This window comes from Paenibacillus agaridevorans, from assembly GCF_003112455.1.
In the GTDB taxonomy this organism is placed as follows: domain Bacteria; phylum Bacillota; class Bacilli; order Paenibacillales; family Paenibacillaceae; genus Pristimantibacillus; species Pristimantibacillus agaridevorans.
In genome coordinates this window covers 207,178-229,795 of the sequence record NZ_BDQX01000281.1, presented here as the reverse complement: position 1 = coordinate 229,795, position 22,618 = coordinate 207,178, and the positions used below count along the sequence as shown (strand labels likewise).

General features: G+C 53.0%; 23 protein-coding genes and 1 pseudogene. 6 read left to right on the top strand and 18 right to left on the bottom strand.

Annotated features, from left to right (window positions below; translation table 11 throughout):
* Window positions 1-159: 159 nt before the first annotated feature.
* Window positions 160-405, top strand: a complete 246-nt coding sequence (locus PAT3040_RS23255; protein ID WP_087570549.1) for a NifU family protein — start codon at window positions 160-162, stop codon at window positions 403-405.
* A gap of 72 nt (window positions 406-477) precedes the next feature.
* Here the strand turns inward: PAT3040_RS23255 and PAT3040_RS23250 are convergent, their stop codons facing one another.
* The 16 genes from PAT3040_RS23250 to PAT3040_RS23175 all read right to left on the bottom strand — a co-directional run bounded on the left by PAT3040_RS23250 (window position 478) and on the right by PAT3040_RS23175 (window position 18,000).
* The gene (locus PAT3040_RS23250; protein WP_087570590.1) at window positions 478-1,251 is read right to left on the bottom strand and encodes an SDR family oxidoreductase; all 774 of its coding nucleotides are present in this window, start codon (window positions 1,249-1,251) and stop codon (window positions 478-480) included.
* A gap of 28 nt (window positions 1,252-1,279) precedes the next feature.
* Entirely contained in the window at window positions 1,280-1,993 is a 714-nt protein-coding gene (locus PAT3040_RS23245; RefSeq protein WP_087570548.1) for a Cthe_2314 family HEPN domain-containing protein, read from the bottom strand.
* 15 nt (window positions 1,994-2,008) lie between these two features.
* The gene (locus PAT3040_RS23240; RefSeq protein ID WP_108994565.1) at window positions 2,009-3,772 is read right to left on the bottom strand and encodes a UbiD family decarboxylase; all 1,764 of its coding nucleotides are present in this window, start codon (window positions 3,770-3,772) and stop codon (window positions 2,009-2,011) included.
* A complete protein-coding gene (locus PAT3040_RS23235) occupies window positions 3,769-4,707 on the bottom strand; it encodes a COX15/CtaA family protein (protein WP_307719174.1) in 939 nt (312 codons plus the stop codon). The genes PAT3040_RS23240 and PAT3040_RS23235 overlap by 4 nt, the downstream gene beginning before the upstream one ends.
* Before the next feature lie 406 nt (window positions 4,708-5,113).
* Window positions 5,114-5,461: a thioredoxin family protein gene (locus tag PAT3040_RS23230; protein ID WP_108994563.1), complete on the bottom strand. Its 348-nt coding sequence runs from the start codon at window positions 5,459-5,461 to the stop codon at window positions 5,114-5,116.
* 12 nt (window positions 5,462-5,473) lie between these two features.
* Window positions 5,474-7,066, bottom strand: coding sequence for a copper amine oxidase N-terminal domain-containing protein (locus PAT3040_RS23225; RefSeq protein WP_181376785.1), 1,593 nt, complete (start codon window positions 7,064-7,066; stop codon window positions 5,474-5,476).
* A 584-nt stretch (window positions 7,067-7,650) separates the two neighbouring features.
* Entirely contained in the window at window positions 7,651-9,324 is a 1,674-nt protein-coding gene (locus PAT3040_RS23220) for a putative polysaccharide biosynthesis protein (RefSeq protein ID WP_108994561.1), read from the bottom strand.
* Between the two features lie 19 nt (window positions 9,325-9,343).
* The gene (locus PAT3040_RS23215; RefSeq protein ID WP_108994560.1) at window positions 9,344-10,081 is read right to left on the bottom strand and encodes a ThuA domain-containing protein; all 738 of its coding nucleotides are present in this window, start codon (window positions 10,079-10,081) and stop codon (window positions 9,344-9,346) included.
* A gap of 37 nt (window positions 10,082-10,118) precedes the next feature.
* On the bottom strand, window positions 10,119-10,601 hold the full coding sequence (locus tag PAT3040_RS23210) for a DUF456 domain-containing protein (RefSeq protein ID WP_108994559.1): 483 nt from the start codon (window positions 10,599-10,601) through the stop codon (window positions 10,119-10,121).
* Window positions 10,601-11,359 carry a Cof-type HAD-IIB family hydrolase gene (locus tag PAT3040_RS23205; protein ID WP_108994558.1) on the bottom strand — a complete coding sequence of 253 codons (759 nt, stop codon included), beginning with the start codon at window positions 11,357-11,359 and terminating at the stop codon, window positions 10,601-10,603. Before PAT3040_RS23205 ends, PAT3040_RS23210 begins: the two co-directional genes overlap by 1 nt.
* Window positions 11,360-11,503: 144 nt before the next feature.
* Window positions 11,504-12,406 carry a metal ABC transporter permease gene (locus tag PAT3040_RS23200; protein WP_108994557.1) on the bottom strand — a complete coding sequence of 301 codons (903 nt, stop codon included), beginning with the start codon at window positions 12,404-12,406 and terminating at the stop codon, window positions 11,504-11,506.
* Complete coding sequence (locus PAT3040_RS23195) at window positions 12,403-13,353, bottom strand: metal ABC transporter permease (protein ID WP_108994556.1); 951 nt, start codon at window positions 13,351-13,353, stop codon at window positions 12,403-12,405. The genes PAT3040_RS23200 and PAT3040_RS23195 overlap by 4 nt, the downstream gene beginning before the upstream one ends.
* Window positions 13,350-14,171, bottom strand: coding sequence for a metal ABC transporter ATP-binding protein (locus tag PAT3040_RS23190; RefSeq protein WP_108994555.1), 822 nt, complete (start codon window positions 14,169-14,171; stop codon window positions 13,350-13,352). Before PAT3040_RS23190 ends, PAT3040_RS23195 begins: the two co-directional genes overlap by 4 nt.
* A gap of 43 nt (window positions 14,172-14,214) precedes the next feature.
* Window positions 14,215-15,183, bottom strand: coding sequence for a metal ABC transporter solute-binding protein, Zn/Mn family (locus PAT3040_RS23185; RefSeq protein ID WP_108994554.1), 969 nt, complete (start codon window positions 15,181-15,183; stop codon window positions 14,215-14,217).
* 221 nt (window positions 15,184-15,404) lie between these two features.
* The gene (locus PAT3040_RS23180; RefSeq protein WP_108994553.1) at window positions 15,405-17,510 is read right to left on the bottom strand and encodes a peptidoglycan D,D-transpeptidase FtsI family protein; all 2,106 of its coding nucleotides are present in this window, start codon (window positions 17,508-17,510) and stop codon (window positions 15,405-15,407) included.
* A gap of 40 nt (window positions 17,511-17,550) precedes the next feature.
* Complete coding sequence (locus PAT3040_RS23175) at window positions 17,551-18,000, bottom strand: hypothetical protein (RefSeq protein WP_087570534.1); 450 nt, start codon at window positions 17,998-18,000, stop codon at window positions 17,551-17,553.
* 157 nt (window positions 18,001-18,157) lie between these two features.
* Here PAT3040_RS23175 and PAT3040_RS23170 point away from each other — a divergent pair, with 157 nt between their 5' ends.
* From PAT3040_RS23170 to PAT3040_RS23160, 3 genes are all read left to right on the top strand, one after another.
* A complete protein-coding gene (locus PAT3040_RS23170) occupies window positions 18,158-19,327 on the top strand; it encodes an MFS transporter (protein ID WP_108994552.1) in 1,170 nt (389 codons plus the stop codon).
* A 123-nt stretch (window positions 19,328-19,450) separates the two neighbouring features.
* Window positions 19,451-19,558 (top strand): sporulation protein YjcZ, encoded by a 108-nt coding sequence (locus PAT3040_RS38960; RefSeq protein WP_108994551.1) that lies wholly within the window; start codon window positions 19,451-19,453, stop codon window positions 19,556-19,558.
* 185 nt (window positions 19,559-19,743) lie between these two features.
* Window positions 19,744-20,115 (top strand): ribonuclease M5, encoded by a 372-nt coding sequence (locus PAT3040_RS23160; protein WP_108994550.1) that lies wholly within the window; start codon window positions 19,744-19,746, stop codon window positions 20,113-20,115.
* A 49-nt stretch (window positions 20,116-20,164) separates the two neighbouring features.
* On the opposite strand, the gene PAT3040_RS23155 is transcribed toward PAT3040_RS23160, so the two are convergent.
* Together PAT3040_RS23155 and cyoE are read right to left on the bottom strand one after the other, a co-directional pair.
* Window positions 20,165-20,779, bottom strand: coding sequence for an SCO family protein (locus tag PAT3040_RS23155; protein WP_181376784.1), 615 nt, complete (start codon window positions 20,777-20,779; stop codon window positions 20,165-20,167).
* A gap of 39 nt (window positions 20,780-20,818) precedes the next feature.
* A complete protein-coding gene (gene cyoE, locus PAT3040_RS23150) occupies window positions 20,819-21,724 on the bottom strand; it encodes a heme o synthase (protein ID WP_087570589.1) in 906 nt (301 codons plus the stop codon).
* Between the two features lie 195 nt (window positions 21,725-21,919).
* Between cyoE and PAT3040_RS38955 the strand changes: the two are divergent.
* A pseudogene (locus PAT3040_RS38955) lies at window positions 21,920-21,994 on the top strand (cell wall hydrolase); the annotation flags it as partial.
* A gap of 46 nt (window positions 21,995-22,040) precedes the next feature.
* Window positions 22,041-22,589: a spore coat protein GerQ gene (gerQ, locus tag PAT3040_RS23140; RefSeq protein WP_108994548.1), complete on the top strand. Its 549-nt coding sequence runs from the start codon at window positions 22,041-22,043 to the stop codon at window positions 22,587-22,589.
* The last annotated feature ends 29 nt before the right edge of the window (window positions 22,590-22,618 follow it).

Sequence of the window (22,618 nt, the reverse complement as noted above, 5' to 3'; positions counted from 1 at the left end):
AGCTTCCACTACGCTCCGCTCCTCAGTCCCTACTCTTCATACAACCTTCTCGGTACTGAAAATCAGACTTTTTGAACTCGCATTTTAGGATTACGGATTGCGAACCATTTTCATCTGCTTCGCTTTGTACTATAATAGGGTAGAAAGGAGTGATTTGCAATGAGTGAACAAGTTCAAGAAACAATGTACGACGAAGTGCTGGACGTACTGGATAAACTTCGCCCCTTCCTGCAACGCGACGGAGGCGACGTAGAATTGGTCGACGTGGAGGACGGTATCGTAAAGCTCCGCCTGATGGGCGCTTGCGGCAGCTGCCCTAGCTCGACGATTACGCTTAAGGCCGGTATCGAACGCGCTTTGCTCGAAGAAGTAGACGGCGTCGTAGAAGTCGTTCAAGTATTCTAAGACGCAAAGAGTCTTATCCCCGGGGGTATTGCCCTTGGCGGATAAGACTCTTTTTTCGTTACTAACAAGAATTCACAGATCCTTAATATTCGCCCGGATCGGGTCGAAGCCGCCCGTGACGTCTATGACGTTGCCCGTCAGGAAGCTTGACTTGCGCTCGCAGAGGAACAAAATGACGCGCGCGACATCTTCGCCCGTGCCTGGCCGTCCCAGCGGCGATTCCGGATCATGTTCGGTCTCCGCTTCTTCGATGGAACGCTCCTTGTTGACGCCGCGAATATCGCCGGGACCAATCAAGTTTACGGTAATGCCGAACGGAGCTTCCTCCACCGCCAGCGACTTCGTAAACGATACCAGACCGGTCTTCGCCGCCGCGTATACCGCGCGATGCGGCCATGCCCGCGCTTCGTTGGCATGGCCGAAACCGAAGTGTACGATACGTCCCCATCTCTGCTTCCGCATATGAGGAAGGAGACGATGATCCAGCAGCATGACGCTCAACAGGTTGCCGTGCAGCAATCGAATGATCGTCTCTTCGTCGTAATCGCTAAAGAGCCTGCGCTTGCGTACGAACGGGCCCGCGTTGTTGACGAGAATATCGACGCCCCCCGCCCAAGCCTCCGCTTCGTCCGCCAGCTTGTTCGCGCCTTCGATCGTAGCGATATCCGCCTGTACGGTAATGGCTCGACGCCCCATCCGCTCGATCAATCGTTTCACTTCCAGAGCTTCCTGTTCGGATTCCAAATAATTGATGATGACATCGCAGCCTTGCCCGGCAAGCTCAAGCGCCGTTCGTTTCCCCAAACCTTTGGCGCTGCCGGTCACGAGCGCCGTTTTGCCTTTCAGCTCCACGCATATTCACCCTCTCCCGGGATTATAAGCTCTTGCTCTTGAGCAGCGAATTGCCATAGCGGAAGGTCAGCCGTAACGATTCGATGACCATATGCAAACATACGGCCAGATCATCGCCTTGCTGACCGAGATTCTCCAGCTTGATCTCCTCGCCATACATGCGTTGACTTTGGATGAGATCGTCGTGCATCTCCGAATTCATATAATGAATTTCCGTATTGCGCCGCTTGCGCAGCCGATTAGTCGCATCTTTGGTTTGTTCTTTAACCTCGTTCAGCTTCCAGGTCAGCTTCGGGTGCGCGTTGCGTTCCCTCATATGCCGTAGAACGGTGAAGTAGGAGAAATGCGGCTTGATGCGTTCCGTCTTCATCTCAAGCAATTCATTGAGCAGCGTGCCCAGCTTGTCCAGAAGCGAGAAGACGCGAATGAAAGCATTTTTGTCGAAATAGACATATCGATCGTAATTCAACCGTTCCTCGGGCGACATTTCCTTGACCGAATCGGAGCTTATCCTATTCTTGAGTACGCTGGCCGCGTATTGGCTCTGTTCCAGCTCCGCAAGCGAGGATCGCAGCCCTCTCGCCCATATCTCCAGCTTGCGCAGCCTCTCGCCATTACCAGCTCCCGACTTAATGCGCGAAGAAGCAAGAGAGGCGAACTCCTCCAGCAGCTCGTACGTCTCCCGCAAGCCTCCTGCCGGCTCTCTCTCCGTCTCGCCGAACATAAATCGAAGCATGTCGCTCGCGCCTCCTTACAGCTTGTATTCGCTCCAGCGGCTGTCCACCAGCTTCACGATGTCTTCGCGCGGGAATAATTCGTCAGGGTAACCCGGCTTCATCCTGGCGTCGATAACGATCGGCAGTTGATATCCGAAGTGGTGCCGCTTGATTTCCGCTTTGGCATATATATCGTCCGCAGGATTAAATCTTGTGAATACGGTCCACAGGAAGGATGTCTGTCCCTCTGCGATATCGGCATCGTCGGCCAATATAATAAGCGGCCATTCCGTTCCTCGTGCCGACAGACGCTCCAGCAGACGTTCTGCCAGTGCAGGCTCGCGTTCGTACGATGCCCCGGAGACAACCAGACATCCCTTGCAATATGGTTTCGCGTTCGTAATTTCTTCAATAGCGCCTTCCGTATATTGCGAAGGCAGCTTGCGGATCGGTTCACCGACGCCAAGCATGACGGCCTTGCTGCCGTGATTAAGTTTGCCGCTTGTATAGTCGAGCGTATCATGCGACGTTTCGTCGAAGACGAACAAATCGCTCCCCGGCCGGAAGCGCTCCAGGACCGTCTCCATAAGGACGTCGAACCGGGACAGATCGATTGGTTGATCCGTCAGCATCAGGAACTTCGTAAGCGTAAGCTGTCCTTGACCCAGGATGCTAAACGCAGTGGACAGCGCTTCGCGGGAATACGACTCCCGCACAACGGCGGCAGCAAGCGCATGTACGCCTGCCTCCGCGTAAGCCCACAGCTCTCTGACGCCCGGCATGACCATCGGGAATGCCGGAGCCAGCAAGCGCTGCAGGAATTCGCCCAGATAATAATCCTCTTGCCGCGGTTTGCCTACGATAGTGGCCGGATAGATGGCATCCTTACGATGCCACATATGGCTCACCTGGAATACAGGGAAATCATGGACTAGCGAATAATAGCCGAAGTGGTCGCCGAACGGTCCTTCGGGTCTGCGAAGATGCGGAGGCACCTTGCCGCTGATGACAAACTCCGCTTCGGCAGGCATTCGATGGCCGCCTTGCGGATCGTTAACGACCGGCAGCTTCTCTCCCAGTATAAGCGACGCCATCAGGAGCTCGGGAAGATGCTCTGGCAGCGGCGCGATAGCCGATGCGATCAATGCCGGGGGGCCACCCAGGAACACGGATACGGGCAGCGCTTCGCCGCGCTGCTCCGCTTCGTAATAATGGAAGCCGCCGCCTTTATGTATTTGCCAGTGCATCCCCGTCGTGGAATCGTCGAAAATTTGCATCCGGTACATGCCAAGATTATGTTTTTTGCGCGATTTGAGACTTTCCGTGTACACAAGCGGCAGCGTGACGAACGGACCGCCATCCTCTTGCCAGCTTGTTATAGCCGGCAGACCGGCAAGCGGCTTCGACTTCTTTAATTCGCCAAGGATAGGAGCGTTGCTGTTCGGCACCGTTTTCATGCCGACTTTCATCATATCCCAGATAAGTCCGCGCTCTCCCCAGATCGCCTTCGGCGTCGGAGGCATAATCCGTTCCGTCGCGCCGATAATGGTCTTCATCAACGCCTCCGGCTTGGGACCGAAAGCAAGATCGACGCGGCGATCCGTGCCGAACAGATTAGTGACGACAGGGAAAGGACTGCCCTTCACGTTCGTGAAGAGCAGCGCCTTGCCTTCTTGCTCGATTACTCTGCGATGAATCTCTGCAAGCTCCAGATAAGGATCCACCGGAGCCTCGATAATAGCCAGATCTCCGTCGCGTTTCAATACTTCTATAAATTCGCGCAAGTTCGCGAAAGTCATGCTTGTCCACGTCCTTCCCTCAGCCGCCAGGAACGAATGAGAATATCCATTAATAGTCCGAATAATGCTACGATAATCAAGTTATGAACAAGACTCGTGAAGATAAACCAGTTATCATTGCCGACTGTCGCGGTCAGCCATGCGCCGCTCATGATTTGAGCTACGAGCAGCAGCGTTACCCAGCCTGCGGTTTTTGACAGGGACGAGTCCTCTCCAGTCGTTTTGCGAATGTACAGGTACAATCCGGCTACCATTAAGCCGAAAAGGATAGCTCCTACTCTGTGGATAAAGACGATACCAGTCGCGCCAGACAGCTCGGGGATCACTTCCCCGTTGCACAACGGCCAGCCCACGCAGCCGCCGGCTGATTCCGTATGACGGATATAAGCGCCCAAATAAATAATAACATAACAGAAAACCGACGTCGCCAGCGCCCACTTGTACACCATTCCGGGAACGCGCAGAGGTTTCTCCCGCACGGGCCGGTTCGCTCGATAGGTCCAAATGACGAGCAGCATGGTAGCGGCGAAAGCGATGATCGAAATGCCGAAGTGAATGGCCATGACCGGAGGCGATTGGTACCATTTTACGGCTGCCGCGCCCATCAGCGCTTGAATAATGGTAAATAGAAGCGCTCCGTTTGCATAGAACATCGGCTCCTTGTAAACCTCGCGGTTGCTGCGGTATTTGCGATACACGGCAATGGTCACTCCGAGCACGAGGATGCCTTCCAAGGCGCTTACGACTCTGTGGGATAATTCGATAGCGGTCTCAAGCGTATAGGCGGGGATGAATTTGCCGTGACACAGCGGCCAATCATCGCCGCAGCCGCGGCCAGAGTCGGTATTCGTTACTAAAGCTCCGGCTAACAGTACAAGAAGCATTCCGATGCACGATGCAATCGCAAACGCGCGAAAACGGCCGGTTACCATCATTCATCACCTGTTTCCATAAAAGTCCGTATAGATGTAGTTTAAAAAGTCCGCTTCCCATTACGAAGTATTCCCCGAAGATTACTCGACATCGAACATTGAATTCAGCCGAACCTTCCGTTTCTCACGTAGCTCTGCTACGCTCCGATACTCAGTTAAGAAGTTTGAACTTACTCCGTATAGATCAGTTCAATTATAGCCATTGGCACGGGCAAAAGCCATGTTGAAAATGTGAACTTGCCGCTTCCAGCAAGGACAGTCACGGGATTGACACAAGCTTGAAGATATCACTAAGCTGCTGTGCTTGGCGCGACATATCACGCTATTCGCAAGGAAAGTCCGCATCGGATAACCATGAAGCTCATGGCAAGTTCCGAACGGACTTCCTTGACGCGCGTTTCACATATCGTTAATCGCGATTTACCGCCGCGCTGACCTCAATGGCCCTGTCCACGAACTGCTGTATTTCGTCGCGGGACTTGCGAAGCTTGCTGACGAACCGGATCAGCTCTTGTCCCGAATGAAAGGCGATGAAGCTGGGGATGCCGAGTATATTCAGCTCCGAGCACAGATCGGGCAGATCATCGCGGTCAATCTCCACGAACCGCGCGCGGCCTTCATAAAAAGCAATCAGCTCCGGCATAAAAGGATCGATGAAATGGCAATCCTTGCACCACGTCGTCTTGAATACGGCAATGGTCAGCTCCTTGCCCGAGACGGCTTCGCGGAATTCGGAGTCCGTCGTTAGTTTCTGCATGTCGTTTCCTCCCTACTCGCGTGTAATCGTTAATTCCTTCCAATCTTCATACACCGTATTCCACTCGATATCCGCGCCAAGAGCCTCCGCAAGCTTGCGGGCCGGCACATACGTAACGCTGTCGATCGTCATGACGGGGTAAGGCCATACTTCGTCCACGCCGTTTACCTTCACCTTATCGCTGCCAATCTGCATAATGATGCGGGTATCTGTCAGCTCGTCGTATACGGATACCTGGCGAGTGAGCGAATTGTAGGAGACCGTTGCTCCAAAGGCTTCCGCTACATCTCGGACCGCCACAACCGTGACGTAACCTGGCATAATAATCGGCGGGTTGTAGTAATCATCGGCGAATGCATGATAGGTTTGACGTGTAATATGCAATCTGTTCTTGAGCAGCTCATACAGGTCAGAATCCTCATCTACGTATTGCAAAGCTTCATAACCTTCCATCAGCTCCATATCCAGAATGGACAGTGAATCGTCCGTCACAACAGGGTCAGCTGCCGTTACGGTTCCGTTCACATTCCATTGTTCGGACGATGACTTGACTGTAAAGCCCGTTACAACGGATTCGTAATATTCATCATTTAACGCTTCGCCCAGCTCGTAGTTTAATTCCCACGCCTGCTTGCGAATGTCGAGCTTTGCATCTACATACACATCGGCTTTCAATACGAGCGACTCGTTTAATAATTCGTTCAGGAACTCCTCGTCCTCGGACTCCGTCCATTCCATCTCTTCCCGGGCGGATTCCAGCAGCGTGATGATCTCTTCGACCGCTTCCTCCGCCATCTCGTCGGAGGTTGGCGCATCCAGAACATCGCCTTCGAACGGATTAATTTCCCCCAGAGCTTCCCAGAAGACCGGATTCTCCTCAAGCAGCTTCAGAATGCTGCTGACAGCGTTAGTCAGACCTTCGCGATCATCGATCAACGCATTCACGTAGGTTTTGGCCCATTCCCAGATGCTCGGTCCGTCCATCGTGAATTGCAGCTTCATCATAGAGACAGGGCTGCCGCCAACCGTCTCTACAACTGGCGCCGCGGTCAGGTTGCTTGGATTCGGCAAGTTATCGATAGCATACCCGCTAACAAAATCCATGATCTGACGACCGACCTCAGTCAACGTTCCCTCTTGCTCCGCGGAGATCCCATTACCCGAATCAGTTTCGATGTCAAACATCGAACCGATTGCTTCGTCAGTCAGATCGAATACGATTGGCGTTGTCACGCCCTCGAGCTCCAGCACCATTGCCGTCTCCGACAGGCGCAGCTTAAATGGAATGTTCAAATCGCTTAAAGTTACTTTACCTTCTACCGACATATTGGATTCATCCTCAACAGCGGCGTGGTCAATTGTCAGCTTCACATGAGATAATAAACGATATAAGTCCGCTTCGTCCTCGTCGTATTCCGCAAGCGCTTCTTCATTCAGCCTGAGCTGAAGCTCCAACGACGATTTGCTTTCGCCGGAAGTCACCTTAACCGCATTTTTCAGCACCGCATTCAAATCCAGCCCCGCGATCGCCTGGCAGCCCGTCACGATCATGACAGCCAGAGCAAGAGCGGCAACGGCCGCCCTCTTAAGCAGCTTGTTCTTCATCCCGCTTCTCCCCTTAACCCATAATGGCATCCCTATAAAACTCTTATTCTCCCATGATTATTCAAGAACAAAATCACCCGAAAGTGATCCAAAAACCCAATAACGTCCAGTCTCTCACTGCCTAACGGACATAAAGAGGCTGTCGATTCATTGTGAGTAACGGAGCTGAAACGTTCTGCTTTCGCTAACGGACCTCTGAGCCTCTATTTGCAGCATTTTCGCGGTATTGAAAATCGAACGGACTCAGATGACGCTATTTGGTGCATTTCCGCCCATTCTATGCGGTTTTGACGTAAGTAAGGTCGTCTGTGTCCGTTACAATTTGAACAGGGCTCATTTTTGCGAAATAGCGACTGTGGTGTCCGTTACGAGCGTTACGATCAACCTTTGCTTAACTGCGCCGTCCACAATGAATCGACAGCCTCATAAATGGCGCTATTCTTCGATTGTGAATCTCCTGTCTGATAGGTTTATTCGAGGTTAAAAATCGGACAAGCATCAAGAAAATTAATACTATTGTACTAGAGTTGGTAAATGCTTGTAAATGATTGGAAAGGGAAAATCGCCAAAATATACTTTCCTGATTAAGCGCGAGAAACGATTCGAAGTACTTTCAGGAACGGTTTACGCAGTCGAGCCGGCAACGAAGCAGCATCTTCCGCTGTCACAACCTTAAGAAGGACCAGCATCGCGCCATACAACGCCACCACGGCAATGGAAGCGGCAGCGGCTGCGAAGAAGTAGGACAGCTTCGGAATCCAGCTGTCGGTTAATGACAGCATTCCCGTCTCCGCTCCCCACCCGCCAAGCGCGGCGACAGCGATGGAGACGAGGTACGGCATCCAGCGTTTGCCGAGTACTTTCAACTTGACTATTCCGTTAATAAAGCGCAGATTCATCATCGTCGTCACGACGAAGCAGACCGTAGAGCCGATGATGAGACCATATACGCCGAGGAACGGCGCGAGTGCAACGCTGACGACTACCTTCAATACTAATCCGATCAGCGTATGCCGCATGGAGATTCGTTGCTTGCCCATCCCGTAAAGAATGGAGTTCGTTGTCATCATCGTAATCTGCAGAATTGTTCCTGCCGCAAGCGCGGCTACCGCGCCGCTGCCCGTAGGACCGGATCCGTCTTCCGGCAGCGGAAAGAGCACACCGATGATGGAGTATGCCGCTACCGTGAACAAAAGCGCGAGCGGTACGCCCGTGAAACATACAACCCGCATAACGACGGATGCCTGCCGCTGCACTTCGCCCATATTTTTAAGCTTGTAGGCAGCGGCAATGACGGGAATAAGCGAAGAACCGAGTGCGATTGCCAAGATAGGCGGAATGCCCGCAAGCGATATTGCCTTGGCTCCGAAGTCGGCTAACGCTTCGATTCCTGCCTCGGCCGAATAGAACTCCCCCGTCAGTCTAAGGAATAACGTCTGGTCGAATGCAAAAATCAGATTGATCGCTGTGGAAGTTACCAAGGCGGGCAAAGACATCTTGAAAATTTCAGCGTATATTGATCGGAAGCGAAGATCGGAGGATACGCTCGAAACACTTCTGAAGCGCATGAGCGCAGCGGCTGCCTCGCCATTGAATCGAGGCGTCGTCGATGCATCTTGCACCTTCAGCTTCCGGGCGAATCGCAACATAACCGCAAAGGCGCCGATTGCTCCGAACACGCTGCCGAACGTAACCGTAGCGGCCACCCAATTGTCGCCCCAGTCGAGCGCCAATACGATGAGTCCGAGACCGATGCCGAGACCGACGCGAAGCAATTGTTCCACGATCTGCGAAGTCCCGCCTGCCGTCATGAATTGCCTGCCTTGGAAGTAGCCCCTCATCATCGCGATAACGGGAAACACTAACAATGCGGGAGCGATAGCGCGTACGGAAAGCATAGTGTATTCTTCTTTCGAGACCACCGCGAAAACGGGGGCAAGCGCAAACAGCGCCACGGCAAGAATAAGCCCGGATACGGCTCCGAACACAAGCGCGGCATGATAGATTCTTCTGGCCTCGCCTTCCTTGCCGAGCGCATATCGCTCCGATACCATTTTGCTGATGGCGCTCGGGAAGCCTGCAGTAGCAACAAGCAGGAGCACGAGGTAGATGGAATTGGCGGCATTGAAGGCAACCATGCCTTTGTGGTCTAACATGTAGGCCAAAGGTATTTTCTGGAACAGCCCCAGGAATCGAGCTGTCAGCGCAGCAGCCGCAAGGATAATCGTGCCTTTGATTAATGTGTCTTTTTTTACCATGCTTTTCGTTCCATTCTCCTTAACCCTGGTTAGGCATCTTGCCGCCGATTGGTTCTAGCGGCTGATGATTGCCTCGTACTGGCGCGGCAGCGCGCGATGGAGCCGCCCAACGGATGCCATTCTGTATGACTTGCAGAATTTGCGGATTGTAATAGGTCGGGAATGTCTCGTGACCAGGGCGGAAGTAAAAAATTTTGCCTTGACCCCTGCTGAACGTGCATCCGCTCCGGAATACCTCGCCGCCCTCGAACCAGCTTACGAAGATCAACTCGTCCGGAGCGGGAATATCGAAGTGCTCGCCGTACATCTCTTCATGGTCCAGCGTTATGTACTCCGGCAAACCTGCGGCGATGGGATGCGCCGGATTTACGACCCAGATCCGTTCCTTCTCGTTCGCTTCACGCCACTTCAGATCGCAGCCGGTACCCATCAGCTTCTTGAATATTTTGGAGAAGTGTCCCGAATGAAGAACGATCAGCCCCATGCCTTCCAGTACGCGCTGCTGAACGCGGTCGACGATAGCGTCTTCGACCTTGTCGTGGCCCATATGGCCCCACCAGATCAACACGTCCGTATTGTTCAGACGTTCTTCCGTCAGGCCATGCTCCGGCTCTTCCAGCGTCGCAGTCGCGAGCTCGATGTCCGCCGCAGCAAGCCCCTTCGCCAGTGCCTCATGAATGCCGTCCGGGTACACCGTCTTCACTTCATCATGAATCTTCTCGTGCAGGAATTCATTCCATACCGTAACTTTAACCATGTCTCTAACCGCCTTCTCTGTGGGGGTGAACTACCTTTTAGAATACTAGCCAAAGGATGAACAGGATGATCATAACGGCTTGCAGGATGACCTTCACTACGACGCTTGTAAATAAACCTACAAGCGCTCCCCAGCCTGCTTTGAGCGACTGTTCGACGTTTTTGCCCGCGATCAGCTCGCCGATGACCGCTCCCGCGAACGGCCCGATGATAAGTCCGAACGCCGGGATGACGAACGGACCTGCGATAATACCGATCGTACTGCCGATGACGGACGCCCTCGTCCCTCCAAACCGTTTGACTCCCCATGCCGAGACCGCGTAATCCGCAACGAACAAGACCACGACAATCAGCGTCTGGATCGTCCAGAAGATCCAATCGAAGTCCCCGAACGAGAAGAACCAGCCGTAGACGAAGAAAGCCGCATAGATCGCAAGGACTCCCGGAAGCACGGGGTAGATTGCCCCCGCCATGCCAACGACAAAGAGCAGAACGATTAGCGACCAGCCTAGAATATCCATTACGATTCGCCTCCGAATATGTACTTCTTGATTATTTCGGCGACTCCGTTCTCATCGTTAGTCAGCGTAACGGCATCCGCCGCCTCCTTTACGACCTGCTGTGCGTTGCCCATCGCCACGCCTAATCCGGCTTCGCGAATGGCCGCGATATCGTTTAGACTGTCTCCCGCAGCGATAACCTGGCTCATCTCGATGCCGAGCAGAGCGCATAATTCTCGCAGGGCGCTGGCCTTGGATACGCCCAGTGGATTAAGCTCGATATTATGGGGTGAAGAGTTGGTAATCTCGAAAGCTCCCCATGTGCTCGTTTCTGCCAATATGGCTTCCCTTGCCCGGTCGTCCTCGGTGTAATAGCCAAACTTGAGCCAGTGGAAATCCTCGTACTTTTCGTCTTGCCCGAACCAGCGCTCCTTGTTGTAGATCCGCTGGGTCGTATACGCCCAGTACCATACCTCAGGATACTGAAGCGCCAGCTCATGCAGCCGCTGCACGTAGATGGAGCTTAGCTCCGTGCGTTTATGCAGCACATGCGGACGCGACCACACCTCGCCTCCGTTGACCGTTATCATCGGCGTAGTCAGGCCTAGCTGCTCGGCAAAAGGCAGCGCGCTCTCGAAGCCCCGACCCGTCGAAAAGCTGACGGTGACGCCGGCATCAAGCGCCTTGCCAATCCATTTCGCGTTCTCTGCGCTAATCTCGGAAAGCTCATTAAGCAGCGTTCCGTCCATGTCCAGCGCAAGCAATTTATAATTCGTCATGATGTCAACTCCTTCATTCGCACACCTGCCTATTTTATCACAAATCGGGGAGAAACCAAATGCTGGGGAAGATAAAAAGAGATGTTCCGCCCTTGCTCAAAAACAAGGATGAAACATCTCTCCAAATTATGATCGGTCTCGTATTTAGACCGCTCTCGCCCCGTTGGCCGTCGTCTCGGCCGCCAGCTTGCGCTGTCGAAGTCTTCGGCTGATCAAGCCGTGAGATGGAGACAACAGGAAAGCCGCCACAAATAATAGTCCAGCCGCGCATACGATGCAACCCGCAATGGAGGCGTCCAGAATAATGGATGCGCCATAACCCGCGAACGTGCTGGCAACGCCAACCGCTATGCTAAGCGAGATCATCATGCCCAATCGATCCGTCAGCAGGTACGCGGTGGAAGCCGGGATGATGAGCATGCCCACGACGAGGATGGCGCCGACGCTCTCGAAGGAGCTTACCGTTGCCATGGAGACGAGCCCCATCAGCATGTAGTGGAACAGAGCAACCGGAATGCCGATGGCCGCGGCCAGCGCCGGATCGAATGCGCACAGCTTGAACTGCTTGTAGAACAAACCGATAACGGCGGCGATCACGATCAGCGTAACTCCCAGCAGCCATACGGCCTTCGGTCCCATGCTTACGCCGCCAACCTCCCATAGATTCCAGTGCACGAACGCAATTTCGCCATACAAAATAGCATCCTGATCGAGATGCACCTGTCTGGCGAACAAGCTCACCAGTATAACGCCGATGGCGAACAGTGCCGTGAATACGACGCCGATAGAAGCGTCGGATTGAATGCCGCTGCGCTGGAACAGTCCGATCAGGAACGTCGTCAGCAATCCGAACAGCAGCGCCGCGAACATCATGACCAGCGAATCTCGCGTACCGCTGATCAGAAACGCGATTACGATGCCGGGCATTACCGAATGGCTGATGGCATCGCCGATCATCGCAATCTTGCGGAGTACGAGGAATACGCCGACGATGCCGCAGCACGCCGCTACAAGGCTGCCCGTTAGCAAAATCCAGAAGTCGCTCATCCTGCCGTCTCCCCTTTCATTCGTTCCCCGGACGCCGTATGAAGAACTTCATTCTCCTTCAGGAAACTTCGCTTTACTCTCGCCTGTAAGATGCGTTTCGCAAGAAGTCCCCGCTCCGGCCCGAGCAGCACGGACAGGACGAACACCGCTGTCGCAGCCAGCACCGTGACGGGGCCGGTCGGGAGGTTCGACACGGAGGAGCTGATCCAGGTACCAAGCGCGCCGCTCAGGGCGCCGAAAGCGCCAGACAGAATGATCATCGTGCCCAGCCGGTTCGTCCAGTAACGAGCGGATACGGCTGGCGTTATCAACAGCGCGGCAATCAATACGACTCCTACAGCCTGAACGCCGGCCACGACCGCCACCACGACCAGCAGCATTAGAAGCTGCTCCAGCAGACCAACGTTATATCCGAGTCCCTTCGCGAAGCCGGGATCGAACGAGATAAGCTTGAATTGCTTAAACAATAGCGCGCATATCGTCACGAGAAAGGCGGACATAACCGACATCGTCATGACATCGGAGCCGACCATGGCTGCCGCCTGGCCGAATAAAAACTTGTCGAGGCCGGCCTGATTGCCATAATCGCCATGCTGGATAAAGGTCAGCAGCACGATTCCCAGACCGAAAAACGAACTAAGGACGATACCGAGAGCGGCATCCTGCTTCAACCGGGAGTGACGGGTAATGTAGCCGATGCCAAACGTCGCCACGATGCCGGCGAGGGTTGCACCGATCAGGAAGATGCCGATAGACTTGACGCCGGTCAGCATGAAGGCGATGCAGATGCCTGGAAGCGCCGCATGGGCAAGCGTATCGCCGACCAGACTTTGTTTCCGCAAATACGTGAAGCTGCCGATCACGCCAGAGCTTAATCCAAGCAGCATGCAGCCGAAGAAGATCCAACGCATGTTGGGATCGGCCAGCATCGTAAAGAAATTGCTCATGGCCGCCCACCCCCGCCGCCTGCGCCAGAGACGGCAAGCGATCCGGGATCGAGGAACGAGAGTCGCCCTCCGTAAGTGTGCTGGAGCTGTTCCTGCGTAAATGTCGTTTCGGTCGGTCCGAATGCTTGCAGCTCCACGTTGAGCAACAGCACGGAGTCAAAATATTGTTTCACGGTCGCCAAGTCGTGATGGACCACAATAACCGTCTTGCCTTGCCGCTTCAATTCCTGCAACAAGGTAATAATCGCCTTCTCCGTCGCTGCGTCGACTCCTGCGAACGGTTCATCCATAAAGTAAAGCTTGGCGTCCTGCACCAGCGCCCGGGCCAGGAAGACACGCTGCTGCTGACCGCCGGACAGCTGGCTGATCTGGCGATCGGCGAAATCAGCCATGCCGACCTTGCTCAGGCAATCGAGCGCGAACGCCTTCTCCTTCGCGCCGGGGCGGCGATACCATCCCAACCTGCCATATGTGCCCATTAAAACGACATCCAGGGCATTGGTAGGGAAATCCCAATCGACCGATTCGCGCTGCGGCACGTAACCGATCAGCCTGCGCTGGCTCTTCAGGCTTTTGCCATATACAAGCACTTCTCCACCGATCGCAGGAATGAGCCCCAGGGCCGCCTTGATCATGGTCGATTTGCCCGCGCCGTTGGGTCCGATAACGCCGATCAGCTCGCCTTCGTTCACCTCGAAGGTGACGCCCCGCAGCACCGGCTTCTTCTGATAGGCTACGCTTAGCCCGTTTATCGCAAGCGGCGAGGCGCCCTGCGTCGCCGCTGCGGATGCTCCTGGAATCGCATTAGATATGCTCATCTCACTCGTTCCTTTCGTCTGTCGCCAGCGCCTCGTCTTCAAGCTACTTCAATGCGCTGACAATCGTATCTACGTTATGTCTAACCATTCCGATATAAGTACCTTCCACGGTGCCGGGATCACCCATGGCGTCAGAATACAGCTGGCCGCCGATCTTCACCTCGTGTCCCAGCTCCTTCGCGCCTTCGATCACGGATTCGATCGACTTGGAGGAGACGCTGGATTCGATAAATACAGCATTGATTTCGTTCTCCACCAGGAAATCCCGCAGCTTGCTTACATCCTTGGAGCCGTATTCCGACATCGTGTTCATGCCTTGCAGACCCTTCACCTGCAATCCATATGCTTCACCGAAGTAGCCGAAAGCGTCATGGGCGGTTACCAGTATACGGCTTTTCTCCGGAATTTGTGCAATTTGCCGGGTCGCGTAAGCGTCCAGCTCCTCCAGCTCCGCGAGATAGGCCGCTGCCTGAGTCTCGTAATAATCGGCGCCTGCAGCATCCTTCTCCTTAAACGTATCTCTGACCACCTCAACAGCCGACATCCACAGCTTGACATCAAACCAAATATGCGGATCATGCGCCCCGCCGCCGGCAACGCTGGAGTTGCCATGAAGCAAGGACTCGTCGATGTACTTCGATACGGCTACGACCGGCTTGCTGTTTTCCAGCTTTTCGAAAATTTCGCCCATCTTTCCCTCCAGGTGGAGTCCGTTGTAGAAGATGATATCGGCTCCATCCAACTTCTTAACGTCGCCTTGCGATGCCTTGTACAGATGGGGATCAATTCCCGGACCCATCAGCCCCGTTACGGAGACACGATCGCCGCCTACCTCAGCCGCAATATCCGCAATCATGCCTGTCGTTGCAGTAACAACAAGTTTGCCGTCTTCGCCCGTCGTCGTGTCTCCTTCGCTTCCGCAAGCAGCTATTGTAATAGCCGACACCGTCAAGAACAACAGCGTCAGTATAAACCTTCTCATCGCGGAATTTGTTTTGCCCGTCTTCTTCATTCCAATTCCTCCACTTTTTATCGATTATTTACCCGGGACAATCTTCTTTCCCTAAGCAACAACATTTTATTAAGCGCCTCTTTTTTTATAATACACAAAAATGTTTCCATAGTGCAACATTTATTTTTAAAGGACATCCACGAGAAGATAAAGAAATAGAAAAAGACGGCTGCAAACCGGCATCGTTATACCGTTTGCAGCCGTCTCTCTTATCCTCGATATTACTGTTCGTTGCCCGCAGGCTGGTCCGTACCCGCGACATTCGTTTCTTCTCCGTCCGTGCCAGTTGCGGCATTGCCGCCGGCAGCTGCGCCGAACAACTTCGCAGCCAGAGCCTTGTTAGGCGTGCCCGCAAGGCCAAACTCCGCGTCATAAGCGTCGAAGATTTGGCGTGCGATTGGAGCCGCGCCGTAGCCGCCAAAGCCCCCGTCAGGTATAACGACCGCTACCGCCAATTTTGGATTGTCGGCAGGCGCGTACGCGATAAAAACCGCGTTTTCCGCACGTCGCTTTGATACATCCTGCTCGGATGTTCCCGTCTTCCGCCGGAAATCGTGACCGAAGTCTTCGAAGCCTTGTACGCTAACCTTATCCATGCCCGTCTCGATTTCCTTCCAATAAGCCTCCGGAATATCGATCGAATTAAGAATGACAGGCGTATATCCTTCAACCAGATTGCCGTCGGAATCCTTGATTTCGTTAACGAATTGAGGCTTCATCCGATTTCCCCGGTTCGCCAGCATAGCCGTATATTGAACAAGCTGAAGCGCCGTATAACGCCCCTGCTGCCCAAATGAAGCTTGAATAAGAGCGGATTGGGGACTGCCTACCTCGGCCTCATGGAAATACTCGATAACGCCGCGAATTTCGTTAGGCAATCCGCTCTCCGTTGAGACGCCCAAGCCGAACTGCTTCATGTAGTCGTCCCAAATCTCTACGCTGGACTTTCCGTCCACTGTACCTCGTCTAAATAATTTGTCTCCAATCATCGCTGCCATAAACGTGTTGGAGGAATGAGTGATCGCTTTGGCCCCATCGATAGGACCAAAAGACTTGTTTTGGGAATTTCGGATATACGTTTCATATCCTTTCTTCCCGTACGTAAACAATCCATTGTCGTTGAACACCGTCGATGGAGTGAACAGTCCTTCATTAAGACCGATGAGTACCGATAGCGGCTTCAATGTCGAGCCTGGCGGCAGAATCGAAGAAGGATGCTGGTCGCGCTCCGCCTTTGTTTCGTAAGGACCATACACCGTCCGGATGGTGCCGTTAGGAAGCACGTTGCCGAAGTTCTCGTAATCCTCCGGACTTATCCGGCCGCCGGCCCAAATGTTAGGGTCGTAATCTGGCATGCTTGCCATCGCGACAACCTTGCCCGTATCGACCTCCATCGCTACAGCGAAACCCGTTTGGGCGTACGGCGCCCGTTCATATTTGTTTGGTGACTTTCGGATTTTCTCCAGATGAGACATAATCGACTTCTCGGTATGAAGCTGTACGTTTTTGTTGATGGTCAGAAACAGATCGGAGCCCTTCTCGGGATTCGTAATTTGCATGGGACCGATAATCTGCTCCTGGTTGTTGACCGGATACGATTTTAAGCCGTTTTTCCCGCGAAGCACGTCCTGGTACATAAACTCCAGTCCGTCGAGTCCGACCTCTTCTTCCTCCAGGTACTTGAGCTGAGGATCCTTCTCTTCCATCTTCTTGGTGTAGAACTCGTTATTGACCCGAACACCTTTATATTTCTTTAAATAGCCGACCAATTGCACCGCAATCGAGCTCGTATCGTAATTGCGGACGCTCTCCTCCATAATATCGACGCCGGTAAAGGTTGTTCGGTTCTCCATAAAGTAGGCGACTTCTTTCTTGGTCAGGCCAGACTTGATCCGGCGCGGCGTGGAGATGATGTTCCTGGTGAAGCCGAGGTCCATCTGCCAGATGATGTCGTCGAACGTCATCGCATTCTCGGGATCGCCGAGTTCCTTAAAGATGGCCTCCAACTGCTTGGCCGTTTCCTCTGCTTTGACATCGAAACCTTTGCCGGGCTGAATGCTGTAATAAAGCGATTGGGTTGATGTGGAATATGCGATAGGATATCCTGTCGAATCGTAGATATTGCCGCGGATCGGCGCAATAGCGTCATTGCGCGTACTCTTTCGCAGACCTTCCGCGCTGAGCGTCGGTCCTTCGACGAATTGCAGCACCGCCAGCCTGACGATCAGCAGACTGAATAAAGCGAACGTAATGAAAAAAAAGAAGTTCAGGCGGAACGAGAAGTTGCGCCGATTGTCGATCTCCCGCTTTTGCGGATCGTCTTGCATGAATGCCCACTCCCTTCATGCAGACCTGCCAGCCTGCATGTTAACCTTTTTGTTTCGCTTGCTCGATAAATGTTCGAATCGTCTCGTCCACTTGTAGTGTAATGGAAGGCGTTCCTTTGACGGATACCTTTACTTCGTTATCTCCGGCTTTGCCCGTCAGCTCCACATTTGTCGTCTTAATCGTAAACGTGCCGTCCGCGTTTGTTTTGTACTCCGCATTCTCCGCTTCGCCGATCATCAACGATACAGCTTCTTGCTTGACCGTGTCCACCACTTTTGTGCCTATCTCTTTTACGTCATCCAGCGAATAGCCGCTGTACAGCACGACCCCGATAATGATGACGGCGGCCAGCGCCCACTTCACCATTGTCTTAACAACGCGAATGACAATGAGAAGAACGACTAGAGCGATAACGAGCACAAGCCAATTTTCTTGAAAAAAGGTCGTCCATGTCTCGGTATCATACGACGAAAAATCCAAAAAATTCATAGGGAACCCTCCTTATTATATCTCTATCACATATGCGCTACCAAATATTATAGCCTACGGAGGAGGGGGGCGTAAACGGCATCGCTCGAAACGGGAGACATATCTTGTCCGGGCAGGGCGTACAAGTAGTTAAAGTGATAGCAAGGAGGAGCCGCCTTTGAAAACCGCTTTGTGGCTGTATCTGTTTCTGTTCGTCGCTTTCTTCGACTTGCATGCCCAATATCCAATCCTGACGCCGTTTGCCATCTCGATCGGAGCTGCCCCGTCATTTATCGGTCTCATGATGGGCATGTATTCCATTACGCATTTGCCGGGCAATGTATTAGCCAGCTACGGCGTGGACCGTTACGGCAGCCGGTTGTTCATCGTCTTCAGCCTGCTTGGAGCCGGCGTCATCCTTCTGTTCCAGGCCTACGTGACGGATCCGTGGCAGCTGCTATTGCTGCGTTCCGTCAGCGGCTTTGTACTTGCGTTCCTCTCTCCCGCCTGCCTCTCCTTGCTGGCGAGACTGACCAATGATATTACGGAGCAAGGCAAGCTGATGGCAGGCAACGGACTTGTCCACACGCTCGCCTCCGTCGTCTCGCCCGCAGCGGGAGCATACCTCGTCGCCAAGATCGGGTTCTCCACCGCCTTCACGATTTTGGGATGGGTGCTGATCGGCACGGCGATCTGCGCGCTCGTGTTCATTAAGGAGATTAACGGCAAGCTAAACAGGGTGCCGCCTCCGGAAGCAAATTCTATCGGTACTGCTGCATCTCCCGCGCAATCCTTACCGATTCCTTGGCTCATCTATTTGCTTCCGGTTGCCTTTAGCTGCGCTCAGGGTATCCTCTCTTTCGAGCTGCCGCTGCTCGCTAAGAGCCACGAGGCAATGATGACGACCGGTCTGTTGTTCTCCGTTGTCAGCATTGGAGCGCTTATTACGCTCAGCATGCTGTTTCTTAATCGTCTGTCCGCCTTTCAACGAACGTTATGGGGCGCTTTAAGCCTGGCGCTTATTTACTTTGGCATGGCTGCAGACGTGCCGCTTCCGTTAGCGGTCATGCTGCTGTTCGTCGGAATGGCAAAGGGCGTTATTTTGCCGGCATTGTCTACGCTGTTGATCGAATTGAGCGGCGGGACGAAATACGGAAGAACTTTCTCGGTGCTTTCCATCGCCTTCTCAGTCGGCGCCTTTCTCGGCCCTATGCTGGCAGGGCAACTTCGCGATCAGGTATCGCCGTATTACATCGCCTTTATAGCACTCATGCTGGCACTGGCGCTGCTGCCGTTCTACAAGTTTCGCGTAATTGTGCCGAACACCCATTTTTCCAAGACTGGGTAATCGCACAGGGCATTCGTCTCCTCCGCTCATAGGATGGGAGTATCAGGCGGCAATCGACCAGAGGCTCCAGCTCACTCATCAAGCCGTCCGATGTTAACGCTAGCGTAGAGGGGTGACTCCATAATGACAGGCGCAGACAGAGGTATCGGTGGCTATGGTTCCAACAACGTAGGCACTGTTCTAGTATTGTTTATCTTGCTCGTAATCATCGCATGTGCCGGATTCTGGTAATCCGCATCTAACGGAGTGTTCACGTGAAAAGGCCGCCGCAGCGCATAATATTTGCGTCGCGGGCGGCCTTGTATCTTTGAAGCGGCATCTAGGAAACGGCAACTTAGAATAAATTACGAACTCTTATGTGGTAAACTGGAGCTAATATTTCGTGTTCAAAATGTTCGTCTGAAAGGGGATTAACTATGGATCCGTACATAGCCATCGTGGTTGAGGGCAAAAACGACAGAAGCAAGCTGCGCCGCGTGCTAGATGAGCGCGTGCCGATTCTGTGTACATACGGGACGCCCGGCACCTCTCAGCTGGAGAAGCTGCGCAAAGAAGCCGGCGACCGACATATCTTCGTCTTTACGGACAACGATTCGTCCGGCCGGCGCATACGCGGCATTTTAAGCGATCTGTTCCCCGATGCCGAACACATCTATACTCGGCGCGGCTATTACGGCGTTGAGAATACGCCCGAGGAATATTTGATCGAACAACTGGAAAAGGCGGGACTAGACGCATACATCCTGTATCCAGCGTCCAATCCCGCCCCGAACTGGGACAAATTCTGATATGAAAACCGAGCTTTTTGAACCTTATTGATATTCCAGTCAACTTCAATTACTTAAGCAGTCTGTCGACCTGGTCTACGATATCATTTGCGGTTAGATTCTCGTCGCTGCCTTTAATCAGTTGACGGATTTGGTCATTTTGGTCGATTAGAGCGATGAGGTTCATATGGGAGAACGTTTCGCCACCTGGATCCTTCATAACCGATATCTTCATCTCGCTGGCCAGCTTGATTGTTTCATCTCCATCGCCCCTCAAGAAGTGCCAGCCGTCGCCCACCTCGGCCGAGGTTCGTTCGGCGAAATTGCGAATGACTTCCGGCGTATCCCTCTCCGGATCGAACGTGATGGAAATGAGCTCGACATCCGTTCCGAGTTTGCCTTGCTCACGAAGTTTCTCCTGAGCTTCCGCCAGCAGGAATGTCGTAGGCGGACACACATCCGGGCAATTCGCGAAGTAATAGTACACGAGCCGCACTTTCCCGCTCGTCGATGCGAGCGATACAGGATTGCCGTCGATATCGTTTATCTCGAAAGCCGGAGCTTGCTTTATTACGGGCAACGGCGCTTCCGGCTTCCAAACATAAGTAAATAATAAATAGATGCCCATCACCGCGCATAATGCCAGTACGGCGATCTTGAACGCATGTTTGCGTAAAAATGCCACTTCCAGTCCACCTTCCATGAGGCTTTGCCTGTCCTTAAGTTACTTCACCGTATTCGCAATCATCGCCACAAAGACGATCATCAAATAATTGACCGAGATCAAAAAATTGATCTTAGCCCACTTCTCCGTATCCTTTGTCATCAGTCCGCTGATGGTATGTACAAGCCATACGACGCTCAGCGCCGCGGAAATAATCAAGAAATAAATGCCGGCGTATCCATACGTGTATAACAATACAACAGTTGGAAGCAGAAGCAGCACGTAAGGAATCATCTGAAGCTTCGTCCTCTTGATGCCTTTGACTACTGGCAGCAGCGGGAAGCCCGCTTCCCGATATTCTTCGACCCTACGAATCGCAAGCGACCAGAAATGCGCCGGCTGCCACAGGAATAACAGGGCGAACAGCAGCCACGCCCCTGCATCCAATTCATTTGTTACCGCGCAATACCCGATAACGGGGGGCATTGCTCCGGAGACTCCGCCGATCGATGTGCTCCACGTCGAGCTTCGCTTTAGCCACATTGTATAGATGACAATATATACAAACCAGCCCAGCAATCCCAGCAGACCGGTTAATACATCCAATGCGAATAGAGTGGCGAGCCCCGCGATGCCAAGTATAATGCCGTAAGAAAGTACGGCCGTTGGCGACATTCGGCCCATGGGTAACGTACGATTGCGCGTGCGCTCCATCTTTTGATCCAGCTCGCGATCCCAATAATTGTTTACGACCGTCGCCGAAGCCATTGTCAGCGTCGAGCCGACCAACATCCATAACATGAGCAGGATGTCGAGATCCCATTTGGAAGCTACCCAGAATCCGCCAATCGCAGCGAACATATTTAACCGGAGAAGCCGAGGTTTCGTTAAAGCAATCAAATCCTTAAGCACAGAAGCTAGCCTCCCGAGTTTTACGACAAGACGCCTGCAGCGTCTCTCTATCATTAATGCATCGTTTTTAATCATACCGAAAAATATGGGCGGTGACAATGTTCGCCATCTTTATTCATGAATTCGACACTTGGATGACAATTCCACCCAAATCCGATTTTGTCACCAATCCGCCCATCCTTCCATACATTAACCATGTAGTGTAACGCCTACTCCAAGGACGAAAGGAGTGATGTCGATCCCAACTGCCTGGACTTTAAGAATATCCGGTCAATACCCGATATGGTGTACCAGAGCCCGGGAGACTTCGATGCGATCCAGAAAAAATCCCGATCAGCATGAACACGCATGAAAGCGAGGACGATTAGAAATGAGTACGTTCGGATACAAGCAACAAGTGAGCACCTCTGACGCCAGCATCGGCTTGACGTCAGCTCCATATGGTTATCAGCCATACGGATATGGTTACGGATACGTAAACCGTGGTATACAACAAACGCCTTACGGCATGTCCCAGGGAACGATGATGCCAACCAGCGCTATGATGCCTCCCAGCTCCGTTCCCAGCGGATCGTTTATTGCGCCGGGCGGCGGCAACATGGTTACGCTGCCGGCTGTGGAAGAATCCTATGTCGAAAACATTCTTCGCTTGAATCGCGGCAAGCTCGCGACGTTCTACATGACTTACGAGAACAATTCAGAATGGAATGCCAAGATATTTAAAGGCATTATTGAAGCTGCCGGCCGCGATCATATTATTATCAGCGATCCTTCAACAGGTATGCGTTACCTGCTTCTCATGCTTAACCTGGATTACGTCACGTTCGACGGTCCAATCAATTACGAGTACCCGTTCCATGGTTCTGTTGTAACTCCCAGCACTCCGCTGACGGACGCAACCGGCATGAACGGACAATAACCCTTATCTATCCAGCTCTCTAAACCAAC

Coding starts and splice junctions, on each gene's coding strand:
- PAT3040_RS23255 (WP_087570549.1), top strand. CDS start 160: ATGAGTGAACAAGTTCAAGAAACAATGTACGACGAAGTGCTGGACGTA.
- PAT3040_RS23245 (WP_087570548.1), bottom strand. CDS start 1,993: ATGCTTCGATTTATGTTCGGCGAGACGGAGAGAGAGCCGGCAGGAGGC.
- PAT3040_RS23240 (WP_108994565.1), bottom strand. CDS start 3,772: ATGACTTTCGCGAACTTGCGCGAATTTATAGAAGTATTGAAACGCGAC.
- PAT3040_RS23235 (WP_307719174.1), bottom strand. CDS start 4,707: ATGATGGTAACCGGCCGTTTTCGCGCGTTTGCGATTGCATCGTGCATC.
- PAT3040_RS23230 (WP_108994563.1), bottom strand. CDS start 5,461: ATGCAGAAACTAACGACGGACTCCGAATTCCGCGAAGCCGTCTCGGGC.
- PAT3040_RS23225 (WP_181376785.1), bottom strand. CDS start 7,066: ATGAAGAACAAGCTGCTTAAGAGGGCGGCCGTTGCCGCTCTTGCTCTG.
- PAT3040_RS23220 (WP_108994561.1), bottom strand. CDS start 9,324: ATGGTAAAAAAAGACACATTAATCAAAGGCACGATTATCCTTGCGGCT.
- PAT3040_RS23215 (WP_108994560.1), bottom strand. CDS start 10,081: ATGGTTAAAGTTACGGTATGGAATGAATTCCTGCACGAGAAGATTCAT.
- PAT3040_RS23210 (WP_108994559.1), bottom strand. CDS start 10,601: ATGGATATTCTAGGCTGGTCGCTAATCGTTCTGCTCTTTGTCGTTGGC.
- PAT3040_RS23205 (WP_108994558.1), bottom strand. CDS start 11,359: ATGACGAATTATAAATTGCTTGCGCTGGACATGGACGGAACGCTGCTT.
- PAT3040_RS23200 (WP_108994557.1), bottom strand. CDS start 12,406: ATGAGCGACTTCTGGATTTTGCTAACGGGCAGCCTTGTAGCGGCGTGC.
- PAT3040_RS23195 (WP_108994556.1), bottom strand. CDS start 13,353: ATGAGCAATTTCTTTACGATGCTGGCCGATCCCAACATGCGTTGGATC.
- PAT3040_RS23190 (WP_108994555.1), bottom strand. CDS start 14,171: ATGAGCATATCTAATGCGATTCCAGGAGCATCCGCAGCGGCGACGCAG.
- PAT3040_RS23185 (WP_108994554.1), bottom strand. CDS start 15,183: ATGAAGAAGACGGGCAAAACAAATTCCGCGATGAGAAGGTTTATACTG.
- PAT3040_RS23180 (WP_108994553.1), bottom strand. CDS start 17,510: ATGCAAGACGATCCGCAAAAGCGGGAGATCGACAATCGGCGCAACTTC.
- PAT3040_RS23175 (WP_087570534.1), bottom strand. CDS start 18,000: ATGAATTTTTTGGATTTTTCGTCGTATGATACCGAGACATGGACGACC.
- PAT3040_RS38960 (WP_108994551.1), top strand. CDS start 19,451: ATGACAGGCGCAGACAGAGGTATCGGTGGCTATGGTTCCAACAACGTA.
- PAT3040_RS23160 (WP_108994550.1), top strand. CDS start 19,744: ATGGATCCGTACATAGCCATCGTGGTTGAGGGCAAAAACGACAGAAGC.
- cyoE (WP_087570589.1), bottom strand. CDS start 21,724: ATGATAGAGAGACGCTGCAGGCGTCTTGTCGTAAAACTCGGGAGGCTA.
- gerQ (WP_108994548.1), top strand. CDS start 22,041: ATGAGTACGTTCGGATACAAGCAACAAGTGAGCACCTCTGACGCCAGC.